At 58.9% G+C, this 21627-nt stretch carries 22 protein-coding genes and 1 riboswitch; of the genes, 15 read left to right on the plus strand and 7 right to left on the minus strand.

The features are described 5' to 3' along the window. Nucleotides 1–46 precede the first annotated feature (46 nt). The gene (locus AC3ZVB_RS01480) at nucleotides 47–280 is read right to left on the minus strand and encodes a hypothetical protein (RefSeq protein ID WP_162436063.1); all 234 of its coding nucleotides are present in this window, start codon (nucleotides 278–280) and stop codon (nucleotides 47–49) included. A gap of 157 nt (nucleotides 281–437) precedes the next feature. Here AC3ZVB_RS01480 and AC3ZVB_RS01485 point away from each other — a divergent pair, with 157 nt between their 5' ends. From AC3ZVB_RS01485 to htpG, 3 genes are all read left to right on the plus strand, one after another. Continuing rightward, a complete protein-coding gene (locus AC3ZVB_RS01485; RefSeq protein WP_162436064.1) occupies nucleotides 438–914 on the plus strand; it encodes a PaaI family thioesterase in 477 nt (158 codons plus the stop codon). A 10-nt stretch (nucleotides 915–924) separates the two neighbouring features. Continuing rightward, nucleotides 925–1377: a PaaI family thioesterase gene (locus AC3ZVB_RS01490; protein ID WP_490145578.1), complete on the plus strand. Its 453-nt coding sequence runs from the start codon at nucleotides 925–927 to the stop codon at nucleotides 1375–1377. Nucleotides 1378–1458: 81 nt separating this feature from the next. Further along, nucleotides 1459–3363, plus strand: coding sequence for a molecular chaperone HtpG (gene htpG, locus AC3ZVB_RS01495; protein WP_490145579.1), 1905 nt, complete (start codon nucleotides 1459–1461; stop codon nucleotides 3361–3363). Between the two features lie 87 nt (nucleotides 3364–3450). Here htpG and AC3ZVB_RS01500 read toward each other — a convergent pair whose 3' ends face one another. Together AC3ZVB_RS01500 and AC3ZVB_RS01505 are read right to left on the minus strand one after the other, a co-directional pair. Continuing rightward, entirely contained in the window at nucleotides 3451–4338 is an 888-nt protein-coding gene (locus AC3ZVB_RS01500) for a pirin family protein (RefSeq protein WP_490145580.1), read from the minus strand. 61 nt (nucleotides 4339–4399) lie between these two features. Next, nucleotides 4400–4816, minus strand: a complete 417-nt coding sequence (locus AC3ZVB_RS01505) for an OsmC family protein (protein WP_162436068.1) — start codon at nucleotides 4814–4816, stop codon at nucleotides 4400–4402. A 150-nt stretch (nucleotides 4817–4966) separates the two neighbouring features. On the opposite strand from AC3ZVB_RS01505, the gene AC3ZVB_RS01510 reads away from it, so the two are divergent. Next, complete coding sequence (locus AC3ZVB_RS01510; protein ID WP_490145581.1) at nucleotides 4967–5977, plus strand: amidohydrolase family protein; 1011 nt, start codon at nucleotides 4967–4969, stop codon at nucleotides 5975–5977. A gap of 262 nt (nucleotides 5978–6239) precedes the next feature. Here AC3ZVB_RS01510 and AC3ZVB_RS01515 read toward each other — a convergent pair whose 3' ends face one another. From AC3ZVB_RS01515 to purM, 3 genes are read right to left on the minus strand one after another with little or no spacing between them, the layout of a single operon-like run. Beyond that, entirely contained in the window at nucleotides 6240–6953 is a 714-nt protein-coding gene (locus AC3ZVB_RS01515; protein ID WP_162436070.1) for a DUF3108 domain-containing protein, read from the minus strand. Nucleotides 6954–6961: 8 nt separating this feature from the next. Beyond that, nucleotides 6962–7612 (minus strand): phosphoribosylglycinamide formyltransferase, encoded by a 651-nt coding sequence (purN, locus tag AC3ZVB_RS01520; RefSeq protein ID WP_490145582.1) that lies wholly within the window; start codon nucleotides 7610–7612, stop codon nucleotides 6962–6964. Next, nucleotides 7612–8670 carry a phosphoribosylformylglycinamidine cyclo-ligase gene (purM, locus tag AC3ZVB_RS01525; RefSeq protein WP_133836547.1) on the minus strand — a complete coding sequence of 353 codons (1059 nt, stop codon included), beginning with the start codon at nucleotides 8668–8670 and terminating at the stop codon, nucleotides 7612–7614. The genes purN and purM overlap by 1 nt, the downstream gene beginning before the upstream one ends. A 381-nt stretch (nucleotides 8671–9051) precedes the next feature. Between purM and AC3ZVB_RS01530 the strand changes: the two genes are divergently transcribed. The 5 genes from AC3ZVB_RS01530 (at nucleotide 9052) to AC3ZVB_RS01550 (ending at nucleotide 13731) form a co-directional block, all read left to right on the plus strand. Beyond that, nucleotides 9052–10113 carry a DUF2066 domain-containing protein gene (locus AC3ZVB_RS01530; RefSeq protein WP_490145583.1) on the plus strand — a complete coding sequence of 354 codons (1062 nt, stop codon included), beginning with the start codon at nucleotides 9052–9054 and terminating at the stop codon, nucleotides 10111–10113. A 44-nt stretch (nucleotides 10114–10157) separates the two neighbouring features. Continuing rightward, nucleotides 10158–11231 (plus strand): AI-2E family transporter, encoded by a 1074-nt coding sequence (locus AC3ZVB_RS01535; RefSeq protein WP_162436073.1) that lies wholly within the window; start codon nucleotides 10158–10160, stop codon nucleotides 11229–11231. Between the two features lie 229 nt (nucleotides 11232–11460). After that, the gene (hda, locus tag AC3ZVB_RS01540) at nucleotides 11461–12165 is read left to right on the plus strand and encodes a DnaA regulatory inactivator Hda (RefSeq protein WP_008033543.1); all 705 of its coding nucleotides are present in this window, start codon (nucleotides 11461–11463) and stop codon (nucleotides 12163–12165) included. 213 nt (nucleotides 12166–12378) lie between these two features. Next, on the plus strand, nucleotides 12379–13026 hold the full coding sequence (locus AC3ZVB_RS01545) for a C40 family peptidase (protein ID WP_490145584.1): 648 nt from the start codon (nucleotides 12379–12381) through the stop codon (nucleotides 13024–13026). A 165-nt stretch (nucleotides 13027–13191) separates the two neighbouring features. Beyond that, nucleotides 13192–13731, plus strand: coding sequence for a C40 family peptidase (locus AC3ZVB_RS01550; protein ID WP_490145585.1), 540 nt, complete (start codon nucleotides 13192–13194; stop codon nucleotides 13729–13731). Between the two features lie 119 nt (nucleotides 13732–13850). Here AC3ZVB_RS01550 and AC3ZVB_RS01555 read toward each other — a convergent pair whose 3' ends face one another. Further along, nucleotides 13851–15164, minus strand: coding sequence for a PQQ-dependent sugar dehydrogenase (locus AC3ZVB_RS01555; protein WP_490145586.1), 1314 nt, complete (start codon nucleotides 15162–15164; stop codon nucleotides 13851–13853). 151 nt (nucleotides 15165–15315) lie between these two features. Beyond that, nucleotides 15316–15548: riboswitch (cobalamin riboswitch) on the plus strand. A gap of 81 nt (nucleotides 15549–15629) precedes the next feature. On the opposite strand from AC3ZVB_RS01555, the gene cobO reads away from it, so the two are divergent. Genes cobO through AC3ZVB_RS01585 form a run of 6 tightly spaced genes read left to right on the plus strand, consistent with a single transcriptional unit; the run spans nucleotide 15630 to nucleotide 21605 of the window. After that, nucleotides 15630–16241 (plus strand): cob(I)yrinic acid a,c-diamide adenosyltransferase, encoded by a 612-nt coding sequence (gene cobO, locus AC3ZVB_RS01560; protein WP_074874701.1) that lies wholly within the window; start codon nucleotides 15630–15632, stop codon nucleotides 16239–16241. After that, on the plus strand, nucleotides 16238–17620 hold the full coding sequence (locus AC3ZVB_RS01565; RefSeq protein ID WP_490145587.1) for a cobyrinic acid a,c-diamide synthase CobB: 1383 nt from the start codon (nucleotides 16238–16240) through the stop codon (nucleotides 17618–17620). Before cobO ends, AC3ZVB_RS01565 begins: the two co-directional genes overlap by 4 nt. Continuing rightward, complete coding sequence (bluB, locus tag AC3ZVB_RS01570; RefSeq protein WP_490145588.1) at nucleotides 17617–18267, plus strand: 5,6-dimethylbenzimidazole synthase; 651 nt, start codon at nucleotides 17617–17619, stop codon at nucleotides 18265–18267. The genes AC3ZVB_RS01565 and bluB overlap by 4 nt, the downstream gene beginning before the upstream one ends. Continuing rightward, a complete protein-coding gene (cbiB, locus tag AC3ZVB_RS01575; protein ID WP_490145589.1) occupies nucleotides 18264–19172 on the plus strand; it encodes an adenosylcobinamide-phosphate synthase CbiB in 909 nt (302 codons plus the stop codon). The genes bluB and cbiB overlap by 4 nt, the downstream gene beginning before the upstream one ends. Then, nucleotides 19165–20157, plus strand: coding sequence for a threonine-phosphate decarboxylase CobD (cobD, locus tag AC3ZVB_RS01580; protein WP_162436081.1), 993 nt, complete (start codon nucleotides 19165–19167; stop codon nucleotides 20155–20157). The genes cbiB and cobD overlap by 8 nt, the downstream gene beginning before the upstream one ends. Next, entirely contained in the window at nucleotides 20154–21605 is a 1452-nt protein-coding gene (locus AC3ZVB_RS01585) for a cobyric acid synthase (RefSeq protein WP_490145590.1), read from the plus strand. Before cobD ends, AC3ZVB_RS01585 begins: the two co-directional genes overlap by 4 nt. The last annotated feature ends 22 nt before the right edge of the window (nucleotides 21606–21627 follow it).

A 21627-nucleotide genomic window follows, 5' to 3' on the forward strand; every position in this document is an offset into this window, starting at 1 on the left:
AGAAAACCCGCACTTGGCGGGTTTTCTTTGCGACGCTAAAAACGATTTAGTTTTTAGGTGCTTCTTTTGCAGCTGCTTCGTTCGATTCAGCCTGAGCTTTGGCAGCTTCAGCGTTTTCTTTCGCTGCGTCGTTCACTTTATCCTGAGCTTTGTTCATGTCTTGCTGAGCTTGCTCAGCATGTTGGTTAGCATCTTGAGCTTTGTCCTCGGATTTTTTATCGCAGGCTGCGAGACCGAGGGAAGCGGTCAACATCAAGGCAATAGCTAAAGTCTTCTGCATGGGGTGTTTCTCCTTATGGAAAATATCTACTGGCCTTTCGAGCACAGCCGTCATCGTTAAGTTCCTCAATTCTCACAGATATATAAGATTATTCTGACGGGAACTTTTGCCCGATCCCGTGGGTATGACGACCGAGCATCTAAATGGAGTTTTAATCATGGCTGAAAACCCTGTTTTTGAGCGTGCCACGCGATTCCTTTCCGCTTTGCGCCACTGTCAGGTGCTCGGGTTGCGAGTTCACAGCGCCAGCAACGAAGGGCTCACCGTCATCCTGCCTTACAGCCCGCAGATTGTCGGGAATCCGCAAACCGGGGTTATACATGGCGGCGCTCTGACCTCGCTGATGGACACGGCCTGCGGCATGTCCACGCTGTGCGTACTGCCCGAATTCGAAGTCTGCCCGACACTCGACCTGCGCATCGATTACATGCATGCCGCCGAACCCCATAAAGATGTCTATGGTTTCGCCCAATGCTATCGAGTGACCACCGATGTGATCTTTGCCCGCGGTTTTGCCTATCAGGACGATCCCGAACAGCCTATTGCCCATGTCGTCGGCACATTCATGCGCATGGGCACGGCGGTTAAAGGCACTAAAGGTTTTGGTGGCGCGATCGCCAGCGGTACGAAATGAGGAGTGCGAAATGACTGACACGATCAAGAATCAGCTTAAGCAGGCCCATGAGCACGGGGATTACGCTTCACTTCTGGATATGATTCCCTACGCCAGGCTGATCGGCGTCGAATGTTCACGCGTAGGGGATGAGCTGCTGTTCCGTCTGCCGGCCAATAAAGACAACATTGGTAACCCTTTGCTACCGGCCATCCATGGTGGCGTGATTGCCGGTTTCATGGAGCTGTCCGCCGCGCTGCACCTGCTGATTTTTACCGGTTCGCCGGAGGTACCGAAGATCATCGACTTTTCCCTCGACTACTTGCGTGCAGGGCACTTTCGCGACACATGGGCTCGATGTCAGGTCGCCCGTCAAGGCCGCCGTGTCGCCAACGTGGCGATTACCGCCTGGCAAAGCACCGAAGCCGAACCCATCGCGACGGCGCGCGCCCACTTCAAAATCGAAGAGCCCTTGAAATCCTGATCACTGCCCCCAACTTTGATGACAACCCGCCGTCGACCCTGAAGGTCACGGCCACTGCCATCTGATTGGAGTTTGATGACCATGAGTGTGGAAACTCAAAAGGAAACCCTGGGCTTCCAGACCGAGGTGAAGCAGCTGCTGCACCTCATGATCCATTCGCTGTATTCCAACAAGGAAATTTTCCTTCGCGAATTGATCTCGAACGCCTCTGACGCTGTCGACAAATTACGTTTTGAAGCCCTGGCAAAGCCAGAGCTGCTGGAAGGTGGCGCGGAACTTAAAATCCGTGTGAGCTTCGACAAGGACGCTAAAACCGTCACGCTCGAAGACAACGGCATCGGCATGAACCGCGAAGAGGCGATTGCTCACCTGGGCACCATCGCCAAGTCCGGCACCGCTGACTTCATGAAGCACCTGTCGGGCGATCAGAAGAAAGACTCGCACCTGATCGGCCAATTCGGTGTTGGTTTCTACTCTGCGTTCATCGTTGCCGATAAGGTTGACGTGTTCAGCCGTCGTGCCGGTGATGCTGCCAGCGAAGGTGTGCACTGGTCGTCCAAGGGCGAAGGTGACTTTGAAGTCGCCACCATTGAGAAGGCTGACCGTGGCACTCGCATAGTCCTGCACCTGAAATCCGGTGAAGACGAATTCGCTGATGGCTGGCGTTTGCGCAACATCATCAAGAAGTACTCCGATCACATTGCCTTGCCGATCGAGTTGCCGAAAGAAGTGGCAGCCGTTGAAGGTGAAGAGGCACCGGCCGTTGAATGGGAAACCGTCAACCGCGCCAGCGCCCTGTGGACTCGTCCTCGCAACGAAGTGAAGGACGAGGAGTACCAGGAGTTCTACAAGCACATCGCTCACGATTTCGAGAACCCGCTGAGCTGGAGCCATAACAAGGTCGAAGGCAAGCTGGAATACAGCTCGTTGCTTTACGTGCCGGCCCGTGCTCCGTTCGACCTGTACCAGCGTGAAGCGCCGAAAGGCCTGAAGCTGTATGTGCAGCGCGTGTTCGTCATGGATCAGGCTGAGTCGTTCCTGCCGTTGTACCTGCGCTTCATCAAAGGCGTGGTCGATTCCAATGATCTGTCGCTGAACGTGTCGCGGGAAATCCTGCAGAAAGACCCGATCATCGATTCCATGAAGTCGGCGCTGACCAAGCGCGTTCTGGACATGCTGGAAAAACTGGCGAAAAACGATCCTGAGCAATACAAGGGTTTCTGGAAGAATTTCGGTCAGGTCATGAAAGAAGGCCCGGCAGAAGACTTCGCCAACAAAGAGAAAATTGCTGGCCTGCTGCGTTTTGCATCCACTCAGGGTGAAGAAGGCGAGCAAGTGGTTTCCCTGGCCGAATACCTGGCTCGCGCCAAGGAAGGTCAGGACAAGATCTACTACCTGACCGGCGAAACCTACGCACAAGTCAAGAACAGCCCGCACCTGGAAGTCTTCCGCAAGAGAGGCATCGAAGTGCTGCTCCTGACCGATCGCATCGACGAGTGGCTGATGAGCTACCTCAGCGACTTCGACGGCAAGAGCTTTGTCGACGTGGCGCGTGGTGACCTGGATCTCGGCAATCTGGACTCGGAAGAGGACAAGAAAGCCGCTGAAGAAGTCGCCAAGTCCAAAGAAGGTCTGGTCGAGCGTCTGAAATCGGCACTGGGTGACTCGGTTGCTGAAGTGCGTGTTTCCCATCGCCTGACCGATTCTCCAGCGATTCTGGCCATCGGCGAGCAGGACCTGGGCCTGCAGATGCGGCAGATTCTGGAAGCCAGTGGGCAGAAGGTTCCGGATTCGAAGCCGATCTTCGAATTCAACCCGGCTCACCCGTTGATCGAGAAACTCGACAATGAGCAGAGCGACGAGCGCTTCGGCGATCTGTCGCACATTCTGTTCGATCAGGCGGCCCTGGCAGCCGGCGACAGCTTGAAGGATCCGGCCGCTTATGTGCGCCGTCTCAACAAGCTGTTGGTTGAACTGTCGGCTTGACCGCGTTGTAAAAAAACCCGCTTCGGCGGGTTTTTTTTTGCCCGATGCAGGGGCTGTATAAATTCACCGGTCGTTGGGCGGCTTCGTTTATAAGGGCGCAGGTTCGCTTCGGTGTTTCGGCAATTCGATCCGCTCACTTTCCCCCGGCACTGTCGGCCACTCTCCGGCCGCCCAGCGTCGTCGCGCTTCGTCTATTGCCGCCGGGTCGCTCGCCACAAAATTCCAGTTGATCCGTCGCGGCCCATCCAGCGGGGCGCCACCGAACAACACCGCATGACAGTCGCTCTCGGCGAAGAGTGTCATCTCTTCGGCGGCAGGTAACACCACCAGGGAATTCAACTCCAGACGCTCGCCGTCCAGATAGGCGTCGCCACTCAACACGTACAACGCGCGTTCTTCATGCTCTGTCGGAATCAGCAAAGTTGTTGCTGTCTGAAGGCTCAATTCGGCATACAGCGTAGGAGAAAGCACTGGAACCGGCGATTCCAGGCAAAAACCTGTTCCCGCAATCATCCTGATCTTCACCCCCAGGTTATCGCTGACCGGCAAGGTAGCCGCCGGGTGATGGCTGTAATGCCCCGGGCCCTGCTCGTGAGCCTTGGGAGACGCCAGCCAGATTTGCAGGCCGTGCATCGTGAAGCCGCTTTCCCTCAATGCTTCAGGAGTGCGCTCGACGTGGGCAATAGCGCTGCCCGCGGTCATCCAGCTGACATCGCCAGCTGCGACCACTTGATCGGAGCCGAGGCTGTCTTTGTGCTGGATTTGTCCCTGGAACAGGTAGGTGAGGGTGGATAAGCCGATGTGTGGATGCTGGCGGATGTTCATGCCTTTACCCGGCTGATAAACCGTTTCGAGCATGTGGTCGAAAAATACAAAGGGGCCGACGCTGCGGCATTTCGCGGAGGGCAGTGGGCGCAGAATCGGTTGGCCTTCGACATCTTCGGCGCGAGGGCGAATCACAAGCGGAGTATTCATGGTGCATTCCAGGCTGAGCGGGTGACGCGAAGAGCATAACCCGCTCGCGCAGCCTTTGCTGTTACTGGCTGAATGCGCCTTCTGACAGGTGAGTTTCGATGCTGACGTCAGTGGTGGTCATGAGTTTGTGAATCGGGCAACGATCAGCCACGCGGTGCAGTTCATCCCGCTGTGCGTCGGTGAGTACGCCCTTGAGCGTCAGCTTGACGTGCAATGCGTATTTGCCTTTTTGTTCTTCGCTGTTGTCGCGTTTGACCTCGACCGTCACGCCGGTCAACGGAATGTCTTTCTTTTTGGCGTACATCTTCAGGGTCAGGGCTTTGCAGGCGCCCAGGGCGGCGTCGAAATAATCGTGCGGCTCCGGCGCCGAGCCTTCGCCACCGGCGGAGGTGGGGGCATCAGCAAAAAATTCGTGCTCGTCGATTTGTACACTGTGGCGCAAACCCTCGGCGGATACGGTGTTAACGGTAACTGTCATGGGAGACCTCGTAGGCAGTGGGAAAGTCATTCGATCAAAAGACCTTGAAGTTATAGAGCATTCTTACAGGTGCGCGTTCCACTTTCCTGTCGGATGAACCTCGAACCGCGTGACGGGGTCTACGCTGTTCCTGCCTTCTGGAGATCGCCCGTGCATTTGTTTCGACTCAGCGTTGCTTGCCTGTTGGCTATTTCAAGTGCCGGTACCAGTGCGCGCGAATATGCCTACAGCGATGCGCATTTGCATTACGTGGATTTTTTCCAGGAAACGGCGGGCATGCCCAAATTGCTGAAGGCCATGTCGGATAATCGAATTGAGCATGTGATGATTTCCGGCATCCCCGTCGCCAAGAAATGGCATGAAGACGAGCCGAAACGTCCGCGCTATTACGCCGGTGACGACGCCGATGCTTACTGGTACAGCGCCACTGACGTGATCGTCGCCGCAGCAGTGAACAAGCTGACGGCCGAGCAGCGCCAGCACTTCCATCCGTTCCTGTCTGGCTTCAATCCCAACGATAAAAACTCCGCTGCGCACATTCAGCGCATGCTCGATCTCAATCCAGGCTTGTGGCAGGGCATCGGCGAAGTATTCACCCGGCACGATGACCTGACGGCGCTGACGTCCGGCGACACGCCACGTGCGAACAACGAAGCCATGACACGGATCTATCACCTGGCCGCTGAGAACGACCTGCCGGTAATGGTGCATTCCAACATCACGTCCAAGCGTGAGAAGAATCCGCTGTATCTGTCGGAAATCGAAGAACCGTTGCGCAACCATCCGCATACCCGGTTCATCTGGGCTCATGCGGGCACCAGCGCGGAAATACACCGGCACCAGGTTGAGCTCGAATTTCTGTTGCCAACCCTGACGCGGATGCTGGAAAAGTACCCCAATCTGTTTATAGATCTGTCGTGGAGCGTGCTCACGCCTTATCTGCTGGATGAGCAGGGCAAGCCTCGGGGCGAGTGGTTGAAGCTGGTGGAGCGCTTTCCGGAGCGCTTCATGCTCGGCTCTGACGTGGTAGGACGTTTCAACAAGCTCGGCAAGGAAATGCGCAGCTTTGATCCGTTTCTCGATGCGTTGCCGGAGGACGTCGCCAGAAAGGTTGCTCGAGACAACTTCCTGGCGATCCTGCCGAGAGCGGTTCCTCGATAACAGCATTGGCGCACCACCGAATTGGAGCATAACCTTGCCGCCCTGTAGGAGCGTCGAGTGTGGCGAGGGGATTTATCGGAATGCCGCACCACCCCGTTCGGCTGCGCAGCAGTCGTAAGATTTTGGGGCCGCTGCGCGACCCAACGGGGATAAATCCCCTCGCCACACTCGACAGCTCCTACAGGTACGAGGTTGTTCGGGATCGAATGGCAACAGGCAAAAAAAAGCCCCGCATTGGCGGGGCTTTTCTCGTCGACCAGGTTTAGCTGCCTTTGACAGCCTTGCCGTTGACGGTACCGTCGAGGAGCATGATGTTGTACTCCTTACCGTCGGTTTCAACCTGTTGCAGGCGAACCAGCAGGTAATCCCAGTCCTTGGCGAACCACAGCACAGTGATGCGTTTGCTTTGTGTCGGATCACGTACGCGTTCAACCTTGATCGCATCGATCTGACCGGCCTTGGTGTCGACTTTTTCCGAGCCCAGCACGCGGAAGTCGTAGGTATCGACTTCGCCATCATCGACAACCTGATAGCTCATGCTTTTCTTGCCGGCAGCGACGTCATGCTGCAGCGCCAGCTGATACGTGGACTTGTCGACCATGCCGCGATTGAGCGGGAGCTTGACCGGGTCACCACGATCGGTGCCGGTGACCATTTTGGTGGTCCAGTCAAAATCCAGGTCCGCCTTCTTGGCCTTGCCCAGTCCACCACGTTCGAAGTGGTAGGACTGCGGGAGCAGGGTGTCCTTGTCCAGCGTCAGCGTGCTTTCTTCGGACAGGCTGGCGATCATCATCGACGCTTTGAAGCTGAGCTTCCAGACGCCGTTGGCTTCCTTTGTCAGGCTGCGTGACGCCGTGCCGCTCATGGGAAGCTGCTTCCAGTCGGCGGTGTAGCTGGCGGAGAAAGGTTGAAGTTCTGCAGCCTGCGCAAACGGCAGGGCGAGCAGAGCGCAAGCGAAGAGCAGGGCGCGACGCATAATATCTCCTAGGTTCGAATCAAGTGGCCGCTGGCTGCGAGCAGCTGCCCGTCCAGTAAAGCACCTTGCCCGCCGAGTGATAAACGACCTTCGGCAAACCAGCGTACGGCCATCGGGTAGATCAGGTGTTCCTGGGTATGGACCCGCTGCGCAAGACTCTGCGGCGAATCGTGTAACTCTACCGGTATTACTGCCTGTACGACCAGTGGTCCGCCATCGAGTTCCTCGGTGACAAAGTGCACGGAGCAGCCGTGTTCGGTATCGCCGGCTTCCAGCGCGCGCTGATGGGTGTGTAACCCTTTGTATTTGGGCAGCAGCGAGGGATGGATATTGAGCAGTCGACCCGAATAGTGGCGGACAAAGTCAGCGCTGAGAATGCGCATGAAGCCGGCCAGTACCACGAGTTTTGGATTGAAGGCGTCGATCAGTTCGATCAGCGCGGCATCGAAAGCTTCGCGGCCCTCGAAAGCCTTGTGATCCAGGGAGCGGGTGTCGATACCCGCATCCCTGGCGCGTTGCAGGCCGTACGCGTCGGCGCGGTTGGAAATCACCGCAGCGATACGGACCGGGCTGTCGCCGGTCCGTGTGCTGTCGATCAAGGCCTGCAAGTTACTGCCGGTGCCGGACAGCAGCACCACCACATCACAGGTCTGGGACATCAATGAGCCTTGAGGTTCTTCAGTTCAACCTGAGCCGCGCCTTCGGCAGCGGTGGAGATCTGGCCGATAACCCAAGGCTGCTCGCCAGCTTCACGCAAAACGTTCAGCGCGGTTTCTACGTGCTCTTGAGCAACGCAGATCACCATGCCGACGCCGCAGTTCAGCACGCGGTGCATTTCGTTTTCGTCAACGTTGCCTTTTTCCTGCAGCCAGTCGAACACGGCAGGGCGGGTCCAGCTCGCCACGTCAACCACGGCTTGAGCGCCTTTTGGCAGAACGCGCGGGATGTTGTCCAGCAGGCCACCACCGGTGATGTGGGCCATGGCTTTGACCGCGCCGGTGTCCTTGATCAGCTTGAGCAGCGGCTTCACGTAGATGCGGGTCGGGGCCATCAGCAGGTCGGTCAGCGGTTTGCCGTCGAGCTGGATGTTTTCGATGTCTGCACCCGACACTTCGATGATCTTGCGGATCAGCGAGTAGCCGTTGGAGTGCGGGCCGGAAGAAGGCAGGGCGAGCAGGGCGTCGCCGGCCGCGACTTTCGAACCGTCGATGATTTCGGATTTTTCCACGACGCCGACGCAGAAGCCGGCCAGGTCGTAGTCTTCGCCTTCGTACATGCCAGGCATTTCAGCGGTTTCGCCGCCGACCAGGGAGCAGCCGGACAGTTCGCAGCCAGCGCCGATACCTGTGACAACCTGGGTCGCGGTTTCGACGTTCAGTTTGCCGGTGGCATAGTAGTCGAGGAAGAACAGCGGCTCGGCGCCGCACACCACCAGGTCGTTGACGCACATGGCGACCAGATCGATGCCGATGCTGTCGTGCTTGTTCAGGTTCAGCGCCAGACGCAGCTTGGTGCCGACGCCGTCAGTGCCGGAAACCAGAACAGGCTGCTTGTAGCCGGCCGGGATTTCGCAGAGGGCGCCGAAACCGCCCAGGCCGCCCATGACTTCCGGGCGCGCAGTGCGCTTGGCGACGCTCTTGATGCGTTCGACCAATGCTTCACCGGCGTCGATGTCTACACCGGCGTCCTTGTAGCTCAGGGAGGGTTGCTTGCTCATGATCCAGGCCTTTAGGGGGGATTCAGGGGTAACGACCGAGTCCAGCGGGACCGCAGAAACAGACGAAGGCGAGTGCCGTTCGCGAATTCCAGTGGGCCCGGCTGTTGCCGGTCTGCGAAGGCGCGCGATTTTATCAGGCTTGAGGGGCAGCGGCCATCCTCAGGCCGACAGCAGGGGCATATCAGCCAAAAAAAAACGACATATCTCGTTTTGGTCGCATCCTTCATGGCTGTATAAGGTATCGCTATTAACCGTCTATCGTTATGACAGTGCAAAAACATCCCGGGGTCGGGTGAATGTTTTGTCGGGGAGCGTGGTCACAGCCTTGCTCATTCGGTTCACGCGGCCTGTTCCAGCCGCTTTCGTCGTCAGGAATCTTCCATGCGTTCTTTTTCGAAATTTTTGCTTGCAGGCTGTTTGTCTTTTTTCAGCCTGGCGAGTCATGCCGAAACCCTGAAAAGTCTTTATCAGGTTCGCCAGCCGGTCAGTGGTCAATCGTCTGAAATCCGTGATCAGGCGACTCAGGAAGCACTGGATACCCTGGTTTTGCGGCTGACGGGTGATCCCAAGGCTGCGCAGAACCCGGGGTTGGCCGCCATCCGCAAGGACCCTCAGCAAATCATCAGTCAGTACGGTTTCGAGGCTGGGCCGCCGGAAGTGCTCAAGGTTGATTTTGACCCGGCGACCACCGAGCAGGCATTGCGTCGCGCGGGCCTTTCGTTGTGGGGCGCCAATCGACCCTCGATCCTGGGTTGGTGGCTGAACGACGCCACCGAGGGTTCGAGCCTGGTCGGTGATGGCCAGGCCGCCGCCGTGCCACTGCGTCGTGCGGCACAGCATCGCGGTCTGCCGTTGCGTTTGCCGTTGGCGGACCTGAGTGAACAGCTGGTCGCTACCGCGCCAAATCTTGAGGGCACAGATGCCGCACCTCTGCGTGGTGCATCGGAACGTTACAACGCGGATGCGTTGCTCGCGGTGCATGCGCGTGAAGAAGGCGGCCAATGGCAGGCCAAGTGGAATTTGTGGATGGGCGATAAAAAAGAAGCGGGCAGCGTACAGGGCGCCGATCAGGCCGCAGTGGCTGACGCCGTGATGCTGGCGGTCAATGAACGCCTCGCGCCGCGATTTGTCGTCAAACCGGGTGCTTCGGGCGAGCAACTGCTGGAAGTACAGGGCATGAATCTGGAGCGATATGCGGCGCTCGGGCGTTTGCTGGAACCCTTCGGCATGCGTCTGCAGAGTGTGGATGGCGACCGGATTCTCTATCGGGTCAAAGGCAGCCCCGAGCAGTTGAAGGCTCAGTTGTCCCTGGCGAAATTGCAGGAACTTCCGGCCGGTGAGGCACCCGCTCCAGTACCACCGGTACAACCTGCCGTCGAGGGTTCCGCCCCTGCAGCAGCGCCCATCCCGGCACCGACACCGCAATTGCGTTTTCGCTGGTAGTTTTTCTTTCCTTTTCCTTATATAGAAGCAAGCAGGAGTGGTACATGGCCGATACGCGGCGTTGGTTCTGGTTGGGTGGGGTTGTCCTGCTCTGCGCGTTTGTCTGGCTCTTGCATCCGATCCTGACGCCATTTCTGGTGGCACTGCTGCTGGCTTATCTGTTCGATCCCCTGGTGGATCGGCTGGAGAAGGCTGGCCTGTCCCGAACCTGGGGCGTGGTGGCGGTGTTCGCGTTGTTCACGTTGATCTTCACCACACTGTTGCTGGTGTTGGTGCCAATGCTCGCCAAGCAATTGTTCCGCTTGTACGAGTTGGCGCCGCAGATGCTCGACTGGCTGCAGCACACGGCATTGCCATGGGCGCAATCGAAGTTTGGCTTGTCCGACGGCTTCTGGAAGTTCGACAAGCTCAAAGCTGCGATCAGTGAACATATGGGCCAGACCACGGACATTGTTGGCGTGGTGTTGAGTCAGGCGACCGCTTCAAGCCTCGCGGTGATCGGCTGGCTGGCGAATCTGGTGTTGATTCCTGTGGTGAGTTTCTACCTGCTGCGGGACTGGGACCTCATGATGGCCAAGATCCGCAGCCTGCTGCCGCGAGATCGTGAAGAGCGCATCGTGACCCTGGCAGGCGAATGCCACGAAGTCCTGGGGGCGTTCGTGCGCGGGCAATTGCTGGTCATGGTGGCGCTGGGCGTTATCTATGCCGCGGGCTTGATGCTGATCGGTCTTGAGTTGGGGCTGTTGATCGGTCTGATTGCCGGCCTCGCGGCCATCGTGCCTTACATGGGGTTTGTCATCGGGATCGGTGCGGCGTTGGTCGCGGGCTTGTTCCAGTTCGGGGGTGACCTGTATCCCATGATCGGTATCGTCGCGGTGTTCATGGTGGGTCAAGCACTGGAAGGTATGGTACTGACACCGTTGCTGGTGGGAGACCGAATCGGCCTGCACCCGGTCGCGGTGATTTTTGCGATTCTGGCGGGGGGTGAACTGTTCGGTTTCACCGGCATTCTACTGGCGTTGCCGGTGGCCGCGGTGATCATGGTGCTTGTGCGCCATATGCATGATTTGTATAAGGATTCGGACATCTACGGCGGCGAAGACGAGCCCCAGCTTTAACGTCCACGGATCGTTCATGACGCCTCGCCCGGTCACATGCCGGGCGGGTGCGCATTCGCTGGGTGGCTGTCGCATTCACCGCCAAAGAAACTGTCACAAAACCAGTGCGTTAACGCAAACCTTTGATTTTGCTTGTGGTCTGTCGCATTGTGCGGCCAGCGTCACGGGTATAAACTTCGCAAACTTTACACAGAGGCCACTAACGGTTCCTTGGAACTGTTCAGTCAGCATGAAACCGATTCAGCTGCCCCTAGGTGTGCGTCTGCGTGATGACGCCACCTTTATCAATTACTACCCAGGCGCCAATGCCGCTGCACTCGGCTATGTCGAGCGGCTCTGCGAAGCCGACGCCGGCTGGACTGAAAGCCTGATCTATCTGTGGGGCAAGGACGGGGTAGGGCGTACGCACCTGTTGCAAGCCGCCTGTTTGCGCTTCGAACAGTTGGGCGAGCCGGCGGTGTATTTGCCGTTGGCAGAGCTGCTGGATCGCGGCATCGAAATCCTCGACAACCTCGAACAATACGAACTGGTCTGCCTGGATGATTTGCAGGCGGTCGCCGGGCGTGCCGATTGGGAAGAGGCGCTGTTCCATCTGTTCAACCGTCTGCGCGACAGCGGCCGGCGCCTGTTGATCGCCGCGTCGACGTCCCCCCGAGAATTGCCGGTGAAGCTGGCGGATCTTAAATCCCGGCTGACGCTGGCCTTGATCTTCCAGATGCGTCCGCTCTCCGATGAAGACAAATTGCGCGCATTGCAGTTGCGTGCTTCCCGTCGCGGCCTGCACCTGACGGATGAAGTCGGGCATTTTATTTTGACCCGCGGTACCCGCAGCATGAGTGCGCTGTTCGAGTTGCTCGAGCGACTCGATCAGGCCTCTCTTCAGGCTCAGCGCAAGCTGACAATTCCGTTTCTAAAAGAAACTCTGGGTTGGTAAAACCACCGTCCTGCAAGGCTTTCGGCGCATTTCAGGCGGCAGAAATTCCGCTTTCCTACGCGTTGCAGGCTGCGAGAGTGTCTAAATGGGGCTTTAGCGCTTAGATGTAAACGCGAAACCGAAAAGTCACATAAAGTTCGATTGAATTTGCAAATGAGGATGATAGCGGGCATAGTCTCGGCTTCTTTACAACTATCAGCCACGGTCGTGCCCATGCTAAATCGCTTCGCACCCCTCGTGCCTCTCGCACTCGTTACCCTGTTGTTCGGTTGCGCTGCTCACTCTCCAGTTTCCGAGCAGACGTCACAGCAGCAGCAACAGCAGCAGCAGCAGCAGTTCAAAAACACTATCACCGCCCAAGCTTCTTCCGTTCAATACCTGGAAGAGATGGCCACCGAAAAAGAACTGGCGACCTTTGCTGATGGCAAGTCGTACCAGCTTCCGGTTCTGGCCGACAGCATCCTCGAACGCGGCATGTCCCTGATCGGTACCCGTTACCGTTTCGGCGGTACCTCTGAAGCCGGTTTCGATTGCAGTGGTTTCATCGGCTACCTGTTTCGTGAAGAGGCCGGCATGAACCTGCCGCGCTCCACTCGCGAAATGATCAACGTTGATGCTCCGCTGGTCTCGCGTAACAATCTCAAGCCAGGTGACCTGCTGTTCTTCGCCACCAATGGTCGTCGCGGTCGCGTCAGCCATGCCGGTATCTACCTGGGCGATGACCAGTTCATCCACTCCAGCAGCCGCCGCAGCGGTGGTGTTCGGGTTGATAGCCTGGGCGACAGCTACTGGAGCAAAACCTTCATTGAAGCCAAGCGCGCACTCGCGATGGCTCCAACTGTGGTCACGGCGCGCAAGTAAGCTCACAGTTTGTAAGGTGAACTTAAAGTCTTACTTGAAGTTTGCCGTATAGCGTCTAGAATCCTGATCTATTATTGATGGCAAACCGCCTGCGTTACGCGCAGGCGGTTTTCTTTTCTGCCTTTCCGGTGGAAATAGCCGCAGCCAGATCAGGATGTTCTGCTTATGACGACGTCGGCCCGCCTCACTCTCTTGCTTTTCGCAGCGTTGCTCAGCGCTTGCGCCAGCCGCACTCCACTGCCAGCCGCGCCGGTTATTCGCGCTCCCATCGTATTTGGTCCTGCCCAACCTTTTTCGCCTGAGGCGGAAGACGTGCTGTTTCGTGCGTTGGGCCTGGTGGGAACGCCTTATCGCTGGGGCGGCAACACGCCGGACTCGGGGTTTGATTGCAGTGGACTGATTGGCTACGTCTACCATGATGTCGCCGGTATTACCCTGCCGCGTACCACCCGCGAGATGATCGGCATGCAGGCCGCCAGCGTGGGCAAGGAAGGTCTGCAAACCGGGGATCTGATCTTTTTCGCCACCAACGGTGGTTCCCAGGTCAGCCATGCCGGGATCTATGTGGGTGAAGGCCGCTTCGTTCATGCGCCAGCCACTGGCGGTACGGTGAAGCTGGACAGCCTGTCCAAGGCTTATTGGCAGAAGGCATACCTGAGCGCCAAGCGAGTCCTGCAGCCGGAACACCTGGCACGCAATCCGTAACAGGCGTCCGTTGCGCCCAAAAAGATTACGTTGAATAAAAAAATCGCAGCTGACTGCAGTATCTGATTGGACGAACCTACGTCCCCGGAAGCTGCCGAAAGCTGCGATTTTTTTTGACCTTATTTAACTGCCGACACCCGCCAAACCTTGTTCCCTACGTCATCTGCCACCAGCAATGAACCCTGCTGATCGATCACCACACCCACTGGCCGGCCCATGGCTTTTTCGTCTTCATTAAGGAAGCCAGTCAGCACATCGATCGGCTGCCCAGTAGGCTTGCCCGCGCTGAACGGCACGAAAATCACTTTGTAACCGCTGTGCGGCTTGCGATTCCATGAGCCGTGCTGGCCAATGAACGCGCCTTCCTTGAACTGGGCTGGCAGTGTGTTGCCTTGCGCAAACGTCAGGCCGAGGGAGGCGGTGTGTGGGCCTACCGCATAATCTGGAGCAATCGCCTTGGCCACCAGATCAGGGTTTTGTGGCTCAACGCGAACGTCTACATGCTGGCCGTAATAGCTGAACGGCCAGCCGTAAAAGGCACCGTCCTTGACCGAGGTGATGTAGTCCGGCACCAGGTCACTGCCGATTTCGTCACGCTCGTTGACCGCGGTCCATAACGCGCCACTATTCGGCTCCCAGGCCATGCCGTTGGGATTGCGCAGGCCGGAAGCGAAAATACGGTGATTGCCTGTCGCGCGATCCACTTCCCAAATGGCCGCGCGACCTTCTTCCTTGTCCATTCCGTTTTCCGCGACGTTGCTGTTGGAGCCAACAGTGACGTAAAGCTTGCTGCCATCCTTGCTGGCGATAACGTTTTTAGTCCAGTGGTGGTTCAGCGTGCCACCCGGCAAATCGACCACTTTGATCGGTTGCGATTTGATCGCCGTGTCGCCGTCTGCATAGTGGAAACGCAACAAGCGGTCGGTGTCGGCGACATACAGGTCATTGCCGACCAGGGTCATGCCAAAGGGCGAATTCAGGTTCTCCAGAAACACGGTGCGGGTTTCAGCGATGCCGTCGTGATCCTTGTCCCGCAACAGCGTGATGCGGTTCGGGCTGGGGACACCAGCCCCCGCGCGTCCCATGACGGTCTTCATGACCCAGCCTTTTATGCCTTTGCCATCATCGGGTTTTGGCGGCGCGTTGGTTTCTGCCACCAGCACGTCACCATTGGGCAGCACGTAGAGCCAGCGTGGGTGATCGAGCCCTTCGGCAAATGCGGCCACCTGCGTGCCGGCCGCGGCTGTCGGTTTGGCACCGTCAGCCCAGCCAACGGCCGGGGCGATGTTCACCGTCGGTATCAGGGTCTTGTTCGGTTCTGGCAACTTCGGTGACGGACCGGTGCCGTCGGAGACTTGCAGGCTGGAGGTCTCACCGCAGGCGACGAGACCTCCGGCGAGCGCGATGACGAGAACGAATTGGAGTTTGCGCATGCTGATCTTCCCTTTGAATGCATTGACCTGATCAGTAGAGAAGCGCAAATGTGCGATGGTTCAACAGGGCACAATCAATCAAACGATCTGCGGCAGTTAATCGCGCAGACAAGTCCCGTCTTTAATTGACGCTCCACCCCCAACCCTCTAACCTTCGCGGCTTGTTTCAGGTGCTCTGTGACGTCGTCGACAGAGTGAAACAGGGAAGCCGGTGAGTGATCGCTTTGTTGCACGAAGCTTCGCGATCCCGGCGCTGCCCCCGCAACGGTAAATGAGTAAAAACTGCGCCTTGTGCCACTGTGTCGATTATCGGCATGGGAAGGCGCGCAGTTCGGCGTCAAGCCGCTCATGAGCCCGGAGACCGGCCTGATCCATCCAGCGGCATCACGGTGGGCGATGCCAGGCTTTTTGCCGTCTATTCTTGTGCCTGCCCGCCGTTATCCAGCCCCAACGGAGAGCTTCCCCATGACTGATACCCCTGATCGCGACGAACGCCACCTGGCGCGCATGTTGCGCAAAAAAGCCGTGATCGACGAACGCATCGCCAACTCCCCGAATGAATGCGGCCTGCTGCTGGTGCTCACCGGCAACGGCAAGGGCAAAAGCAGCTCGGCGTTCGGCATGCTTGCCCGGTCCATGGGGCATGGCATGCAGTGTGGTGTGGTGCAGTTCATCAAGGGGCGTAACAGCACCGGTGAAGAACTGTTCTTCCGCCGCTTTCCGGAGCAGGTGCGTTTTCATGTGATGGGCGAAGGTTTCACCTGGGAAACCCAGGACCGTCAGCGTGACATTGCTGCTGCCGAAGCGGCGTGGGCCGTTTCTCGTGAATTGTTGCGCGATCCGTCGATTGGTCTGGTGGTGCTGGACGAGTTGAACATCGCGCTCAAGCACGGCTATCTAGACCTCGATCAGGTACTTAGCGATTTGCAGGCCCGCCCGCCGATGCAGCACGTGGTGGTAACCGGGCGCGGTGCCAAGCCGGAAATGATTGAACTGGCTGACACCGTCACTGAAATGGGCGTGATCAAGCATGCGTTCCAGGCCGGGATCAAAGCGCAAAAAGGCGTCGAATTGTGAATCAACCCCGTCATTGCCCCGCGGTACTCATCGCCGCGCCGGCGTCCGGTCAGGGCAAGACCACCGTCACCGCTGCACTGGCCCGTTTGCATCGCAATCAGGGGCGCAAGGTCCGGGTGTTCAAGTGCGGCCCGGACTTTCTGGACCCGATGATTCTCGAGCGCGCCAGCGGTGCGCCGGTCTATCAACTGGACATGTGGATGGTTGGCGAGCAGGACAGCCGTCGACTCCTGTGGGAAGCCGCGGGTGAGGCTGACCTGATCCTCATTGAAGGCGTCATGGGGCTGTTCGACGGCACGCCGTCCAGTGCCGATCTGGCGCGGCATTTCGGTGTGCCGGTGCTGGCCGTGATCGACGGCACGGCCATGGCGCAGACCTTTGGTGCGCTGGCCTTGGGGCTGGCGCGCTATCAGCCGGACTTGCCGTTTGCCGGCGTATTGGCCAATCGGGTCGGTACCTTGCGCCATGCGCAATTGCTCGAAGGCAGCCTGACGGAAGGGTTGCGTTGGTACGGCGCATTGTCCCGGGAAACCGGGATCGAATTGCCGAGCCGGCATCTCGGCCTGGTGCAAGCGGGTGAATTGAACGACCTGGATCTGCGCCTCGATGCCGCCGCCGATGCACTGGCCGGCAGTTGCGAAGTCGCGTTGCCCCCGGCCGTGGAATTTGCTGCGCCGGATGTGATCGTCGCCGAGCCTTTGCTGGCGGGCGTGCGGATTGCCGTGGCCCGTGATGAAGCGTTCGCTTTCACCTATGGCGCGAGCCTGGATTTGCTGAGGGCCATGGGTGCCGAATTGCTGTTTTTCTCGCCGATCCGGGACGCCCATTTGCCCGAAGCGGACAGCCTGTATCTGCCAGGCGGTTATCCGGAATTGCACCATGTAGCGCTGTCTCAGAACACCTCGATGATGGATGCGATTCGTGCTCATCATAGCGCTGGTAAACCGCTGCTGGCCGAGTGTGGCGGCATGCTGTACCTGCTCGACTCATTGACCGATGTCGATGGCACGCGCGCGGAGCTGGTCGGCTTGTTGGCGGGAGATGCAGTGATGCAAAAGCGACTGGCGGCGCTGGCGTTGCAAGCGGTCGATTTGCCCGAAGGCTCACTGCGCGGGCATACCTATCACCACTCTTTGACCAGCACCGAGCTGCAACCGATCGCCCGTGGGCTGAGCCCGAACGGTGGGCGCGGGGCCGAAGCGGTTTATCGTGAGGGGCGGATGACGGCTTCTTACGTGCATTTTTATTTTCCGTCGAATCCGTCCGCCATTGCTGCGCTGTTTGCGCCTGACCGTGAAGTAGCCATCGCGGGCAATCCGGCTTCCACGGTTGATCACCTGCTCCTTGTGGAAGCTGGCTTGCCAGCGAACAGGACATGACCGACAACACATTTTCTGAAACCGAACGCGATGCGGTCTACCGAGCCATCGCCGAGCGCCGCGACATGCGCCACTTCAGCGGTGGCACCGTCGAGCCCCAACAGCTGAAACGCTTGCTACAGGCCGCCCACCAGGCGCCCAGTGTCGGCTTGATGCAGCCTTGGCGTTTCATTCGCATCAGCGACCGGGTCATGCGTGGCCAGATTCAATCGCTGGTGGAAGAAGAGCGCATTCGCACCGCCGAAGCCCTGGGCGAGCGCACCGACGAGTTCATGAAGCTCAAAGTCGAAGGCATCAACGACTGTGCCGAAGTGCTGGTTGCCGCCCTGATGGACGATCGTGAGCGGCATATTTTCGGCCGTCGGACCTTGCCGGAAATGGACCTCGCCTCAGTGTCCTGCGCGATCCAGAACCTGTGGCTGGCGTCTCGTGCCGAAGGGCTGGGCATGGGCTGGGTGTCGCTGTTCGAACCCCGGGCCCTGGCGGATTTGCTGGACATGCCCGAAGGCGCCAAACCGGTTGCCGTGTTGTGCCTGGGCCCGGTGAAAGCGTTTTATCCGGCGCCAATGCTGGTGCTCGAAGGTTGGGCGCAGGCGCGTCCGCTGAGCGAATTGCTGTATGAAAATGTGTGGGGAGTGAATCAATGAGTGTGGCGTTGTTGAGTGTCGCCGCCGTGGCGCTGGATGCGCTGGTGGGTGAACCCAAACGCTGGCATCCGCTGGTGGCGTTCGGCCGATTTGCCGACCGCATCGAGCAACGTTTCAACAGTGGTGGACGCGGCTGGCGCAGCCATGGCGTGACCGCCTGGGTAATCGCTGTGCTGCCGCTGACCTTGTTGGCCACGGCGTTTTCCTGGGCGCCTTATGTCGGTTGGATCGTGGAGATTCTCGCGCTTTATTGCGCACTCGGCATGCGCAGTCTCGGCGAGCATGTCGAGCCCGTGGCCAAGGCCCTGCGCAGCGATGATCTGGAAGAAGCGCGCAATCGCGTGGGGTATCTGGTCAGTCGCCAGACCAGCGAACTGGATAAAACCGAAGTCGCTCGCGCCGCGACAGAATCCGTACTGGAAAACGGCAGTGACGCGGTGTTTGCTGCGCTGTTCTGGTTTGCCGTGGCCGGCGCGCCGGGCGTGGTGCTCTACCGTTTGAGCAACACCCTGGACGCCATGTGGGGTTATCGCAACGAACGCTTCGAGCGCTTTGGCTGGGCGGCGGCGAAGATAGACGACGTCCTCAATTACATTCCGGCGCGGCTGGTCGCCCTGACTTACGCCCTGTTGGGGAAAACCCGACTGGCGTTGAAATGCTGGCGCACCCAAGGGCCGACCTGGGACAGTCCCAACGCCGGTCCGGTGATGGCGGCCGGTGCTGGCGCGCTCGGGGTCGAGTTGGGCGGGGCGGCGATCTATCACGGTGAATTGCATCAGCGTCCGCCACTGGGTGAAGGTGAGCCTGCGAGTGCCGACTCCATTGATCGAGGCTGGCAATTGGTCCAGCGCGGGGTATGGTTGTGGCTGTTGATTCTCTGCGTGGGTGCTGAATTTTATGCTTGAACATGGTGGCCGTTTACGCAAGGCGGCGCTCGAGTACGGCATCGCCGAAGCGGATTGGCTCGACCTGTCCAGTGGGCTCGCGCCCTGGCCGTTTCCGGTCCCGGAGATCCCTTTGCGGGCCTGGGCACGCTTGCCCGAAACTGATGATGGTCTCGAACAGGCAGCCTGCGATTATTACGGGGCTACTCAAGTGCTGCCCGTAGCCGGCTCGCAAATGGCGATACAGCTGCTCCCACGTTTACGTCGCTCCGGCAAGGTCGGGGTGCTGTCGCCCTGTTACGCCGAGCATGCCGAAGCGTGGCGCCGCAGCGGCTATATCGTGCGCGAGGTACTTGAACAGGAGGTCGACTTCTATATCGACAATCTGGATGTGCTGGTGGTGGTCAACCCGAATAACCCCACAGGATTGAGTCTGACGCCCAATCGCTTGCTCGACTGGCATGCGCGAATGGCACAGCGAGGGGGCTGGCTGGTGGTGGACGAGGCGTTCATGGACAACACACCTCATCTCAGCCTGGCACCGTACGCCCATCAAGTCGGATTGATCGTATTGCGCTCCTTCGGCAAATTTTTCGGTCTGGCCGGTGTGCGGCTGGGGTTCGTCCTGGCCGAGCGAAAGCTGCTCAAATTACTCGCGGAGCAGGTGGGGCCGTGGGCGGTCAGCGGACCGACCCGGGTGCTCGGTCAGGCGTGCTTACGGGATACCGAAGGTCATGCTCGCCAGCGTAAACGCACGGACGAAGCAGGCAAACGCCTGGCGCAGTTGCTTGAACAGTATGGTTTTGCGCCCCATGGCGGTTGCGCGCTGTTCCAGTGGTTGATGATCGAGCGCGCTGCAGAGCTGCATGAATTCATGGCCCGGCGCGGCATTCTGCTGCGGTTGTTCACCCACAACAGCAGCCTGCGATTCGGTTTGCCCGCGGATGAAGCAGACTGGGTCCGGCTGGAGCAATCGCTCCAAGCCTTCGTCAAGGAAACGCAATGACTACGTTGATGGTGCAGGGCACCACATCGGACGCCGGTAAAAGCACACTGGTGACGGCGCTTTGTCGTTGGGTGGTGCGCCAGGGTGTAAGTGTTGTGCCGTTCAAGCCACAGAACATGGCGTTGAACAGTGCAGTGACTGCCGATGGCGGCGAGATCGGGCGTGCGCAGGCGGTGCAGGCACAGGCTGCCCATCTGGAACCCCACACCGACATGAACCCGGTGCTGCTCAAACCCAACAGCGACACCGGCGCCCAGGTGATCATCCATGGACGGGCGGTGACGACCATGAATGCCGTCGCCTATCACGACTACAAAGCCATCGCCATGCAAGCCGTACTCGCCTCCCATGCTCGCTTGAGCACGGCGTATCCGGTGGTGATGGTGGAAGGGGCGGGGTCGCCGGCCGAGATCAATCTGCGCGCCGGCGACATTGCCAACATGGGCTTTGCCGAAGCGGTCGATTGCCCGGTGGTGTTGATCGCCGACATCAACCGTGGCGGCGTTTTCGCGCATCTGGTGGGCACATTGGAATTGCTGTCCGCCAGCGAACAGGCGCGTGTGAAGGGCTTCATCATCAATCGCTTTCGCGGTGACATTGCGTTGTTGCAGCCCGGCCTGGACTGGCTGGAGGCGCGCACTGGCAAACCGGTGATCGGCGTGCTGCCCTATGTGATGGACTTGCACCTGGAAGCCGAAGACGGCATCGACCAGCGTCAGACCGATAAGGCAGAGCAGGTGTTGAAAGTCGTGGTGCCGGTTCTCCCGCGCATCAGCAATCACACCGATTTCGACCCGCTGCGCCTGCATCCCCAGGTTGATCTGCAGTTCATTGGCCCCGGCCAACCGATTCCACCCGCTGACCTGATCATTCTCCCCGGCTCGAAAAGCGTGCGCAGTGACCTCGCGTTCCTGCGCGCCAACGGCTGGGACACCGCTATCGCCCGGCATCTACGTTATGGCGGGAAATTGCTGGGGATCTGTGGTGGCCTGCAGATGCTCGGTGAGCAGGTGCATGATCCGCTGGGCCTCGAGGGCGCGCCGGGTTCAAGTGCCGGTTTGGGTTTGCTGGCGTTCGAAACCCAGCTCGAAGAAGAGAAGCAACTGCGCAATGTGCGCGGGCGTCTGATGCTGGAAGACGCTGCCGTCAGTGGTTATGAAATTCATGCCGGGGTGACCACCGGACCGGCGCTGGAAAACGCTGCGGTGCAGCTCGACGATGGTCGCTGCGACGGTGCGCAGAGTGCTGACGGGCAGGTGTTTGGCACCTACCTGCATGGTCTGTTCGAATCCCCGGCGGCCTGCAGTGCGCTGCTGCGCTGGGCGGGATTGGAGGAGGTGCAGGACGTGGATTATCACGGGTTGCGTGAGCGGGATATCGAGCGGTTGGCGGATCTTGTGGAGAAGCATCTGGATACCCGGTTGTTGCGCGAGCTCTGTGGTTTCTAAGTTCACCAGGCCGGCCTCATCG

Source organism: Pseudomonas sp. MDV22-iso1, assembly GCF_058145095.1.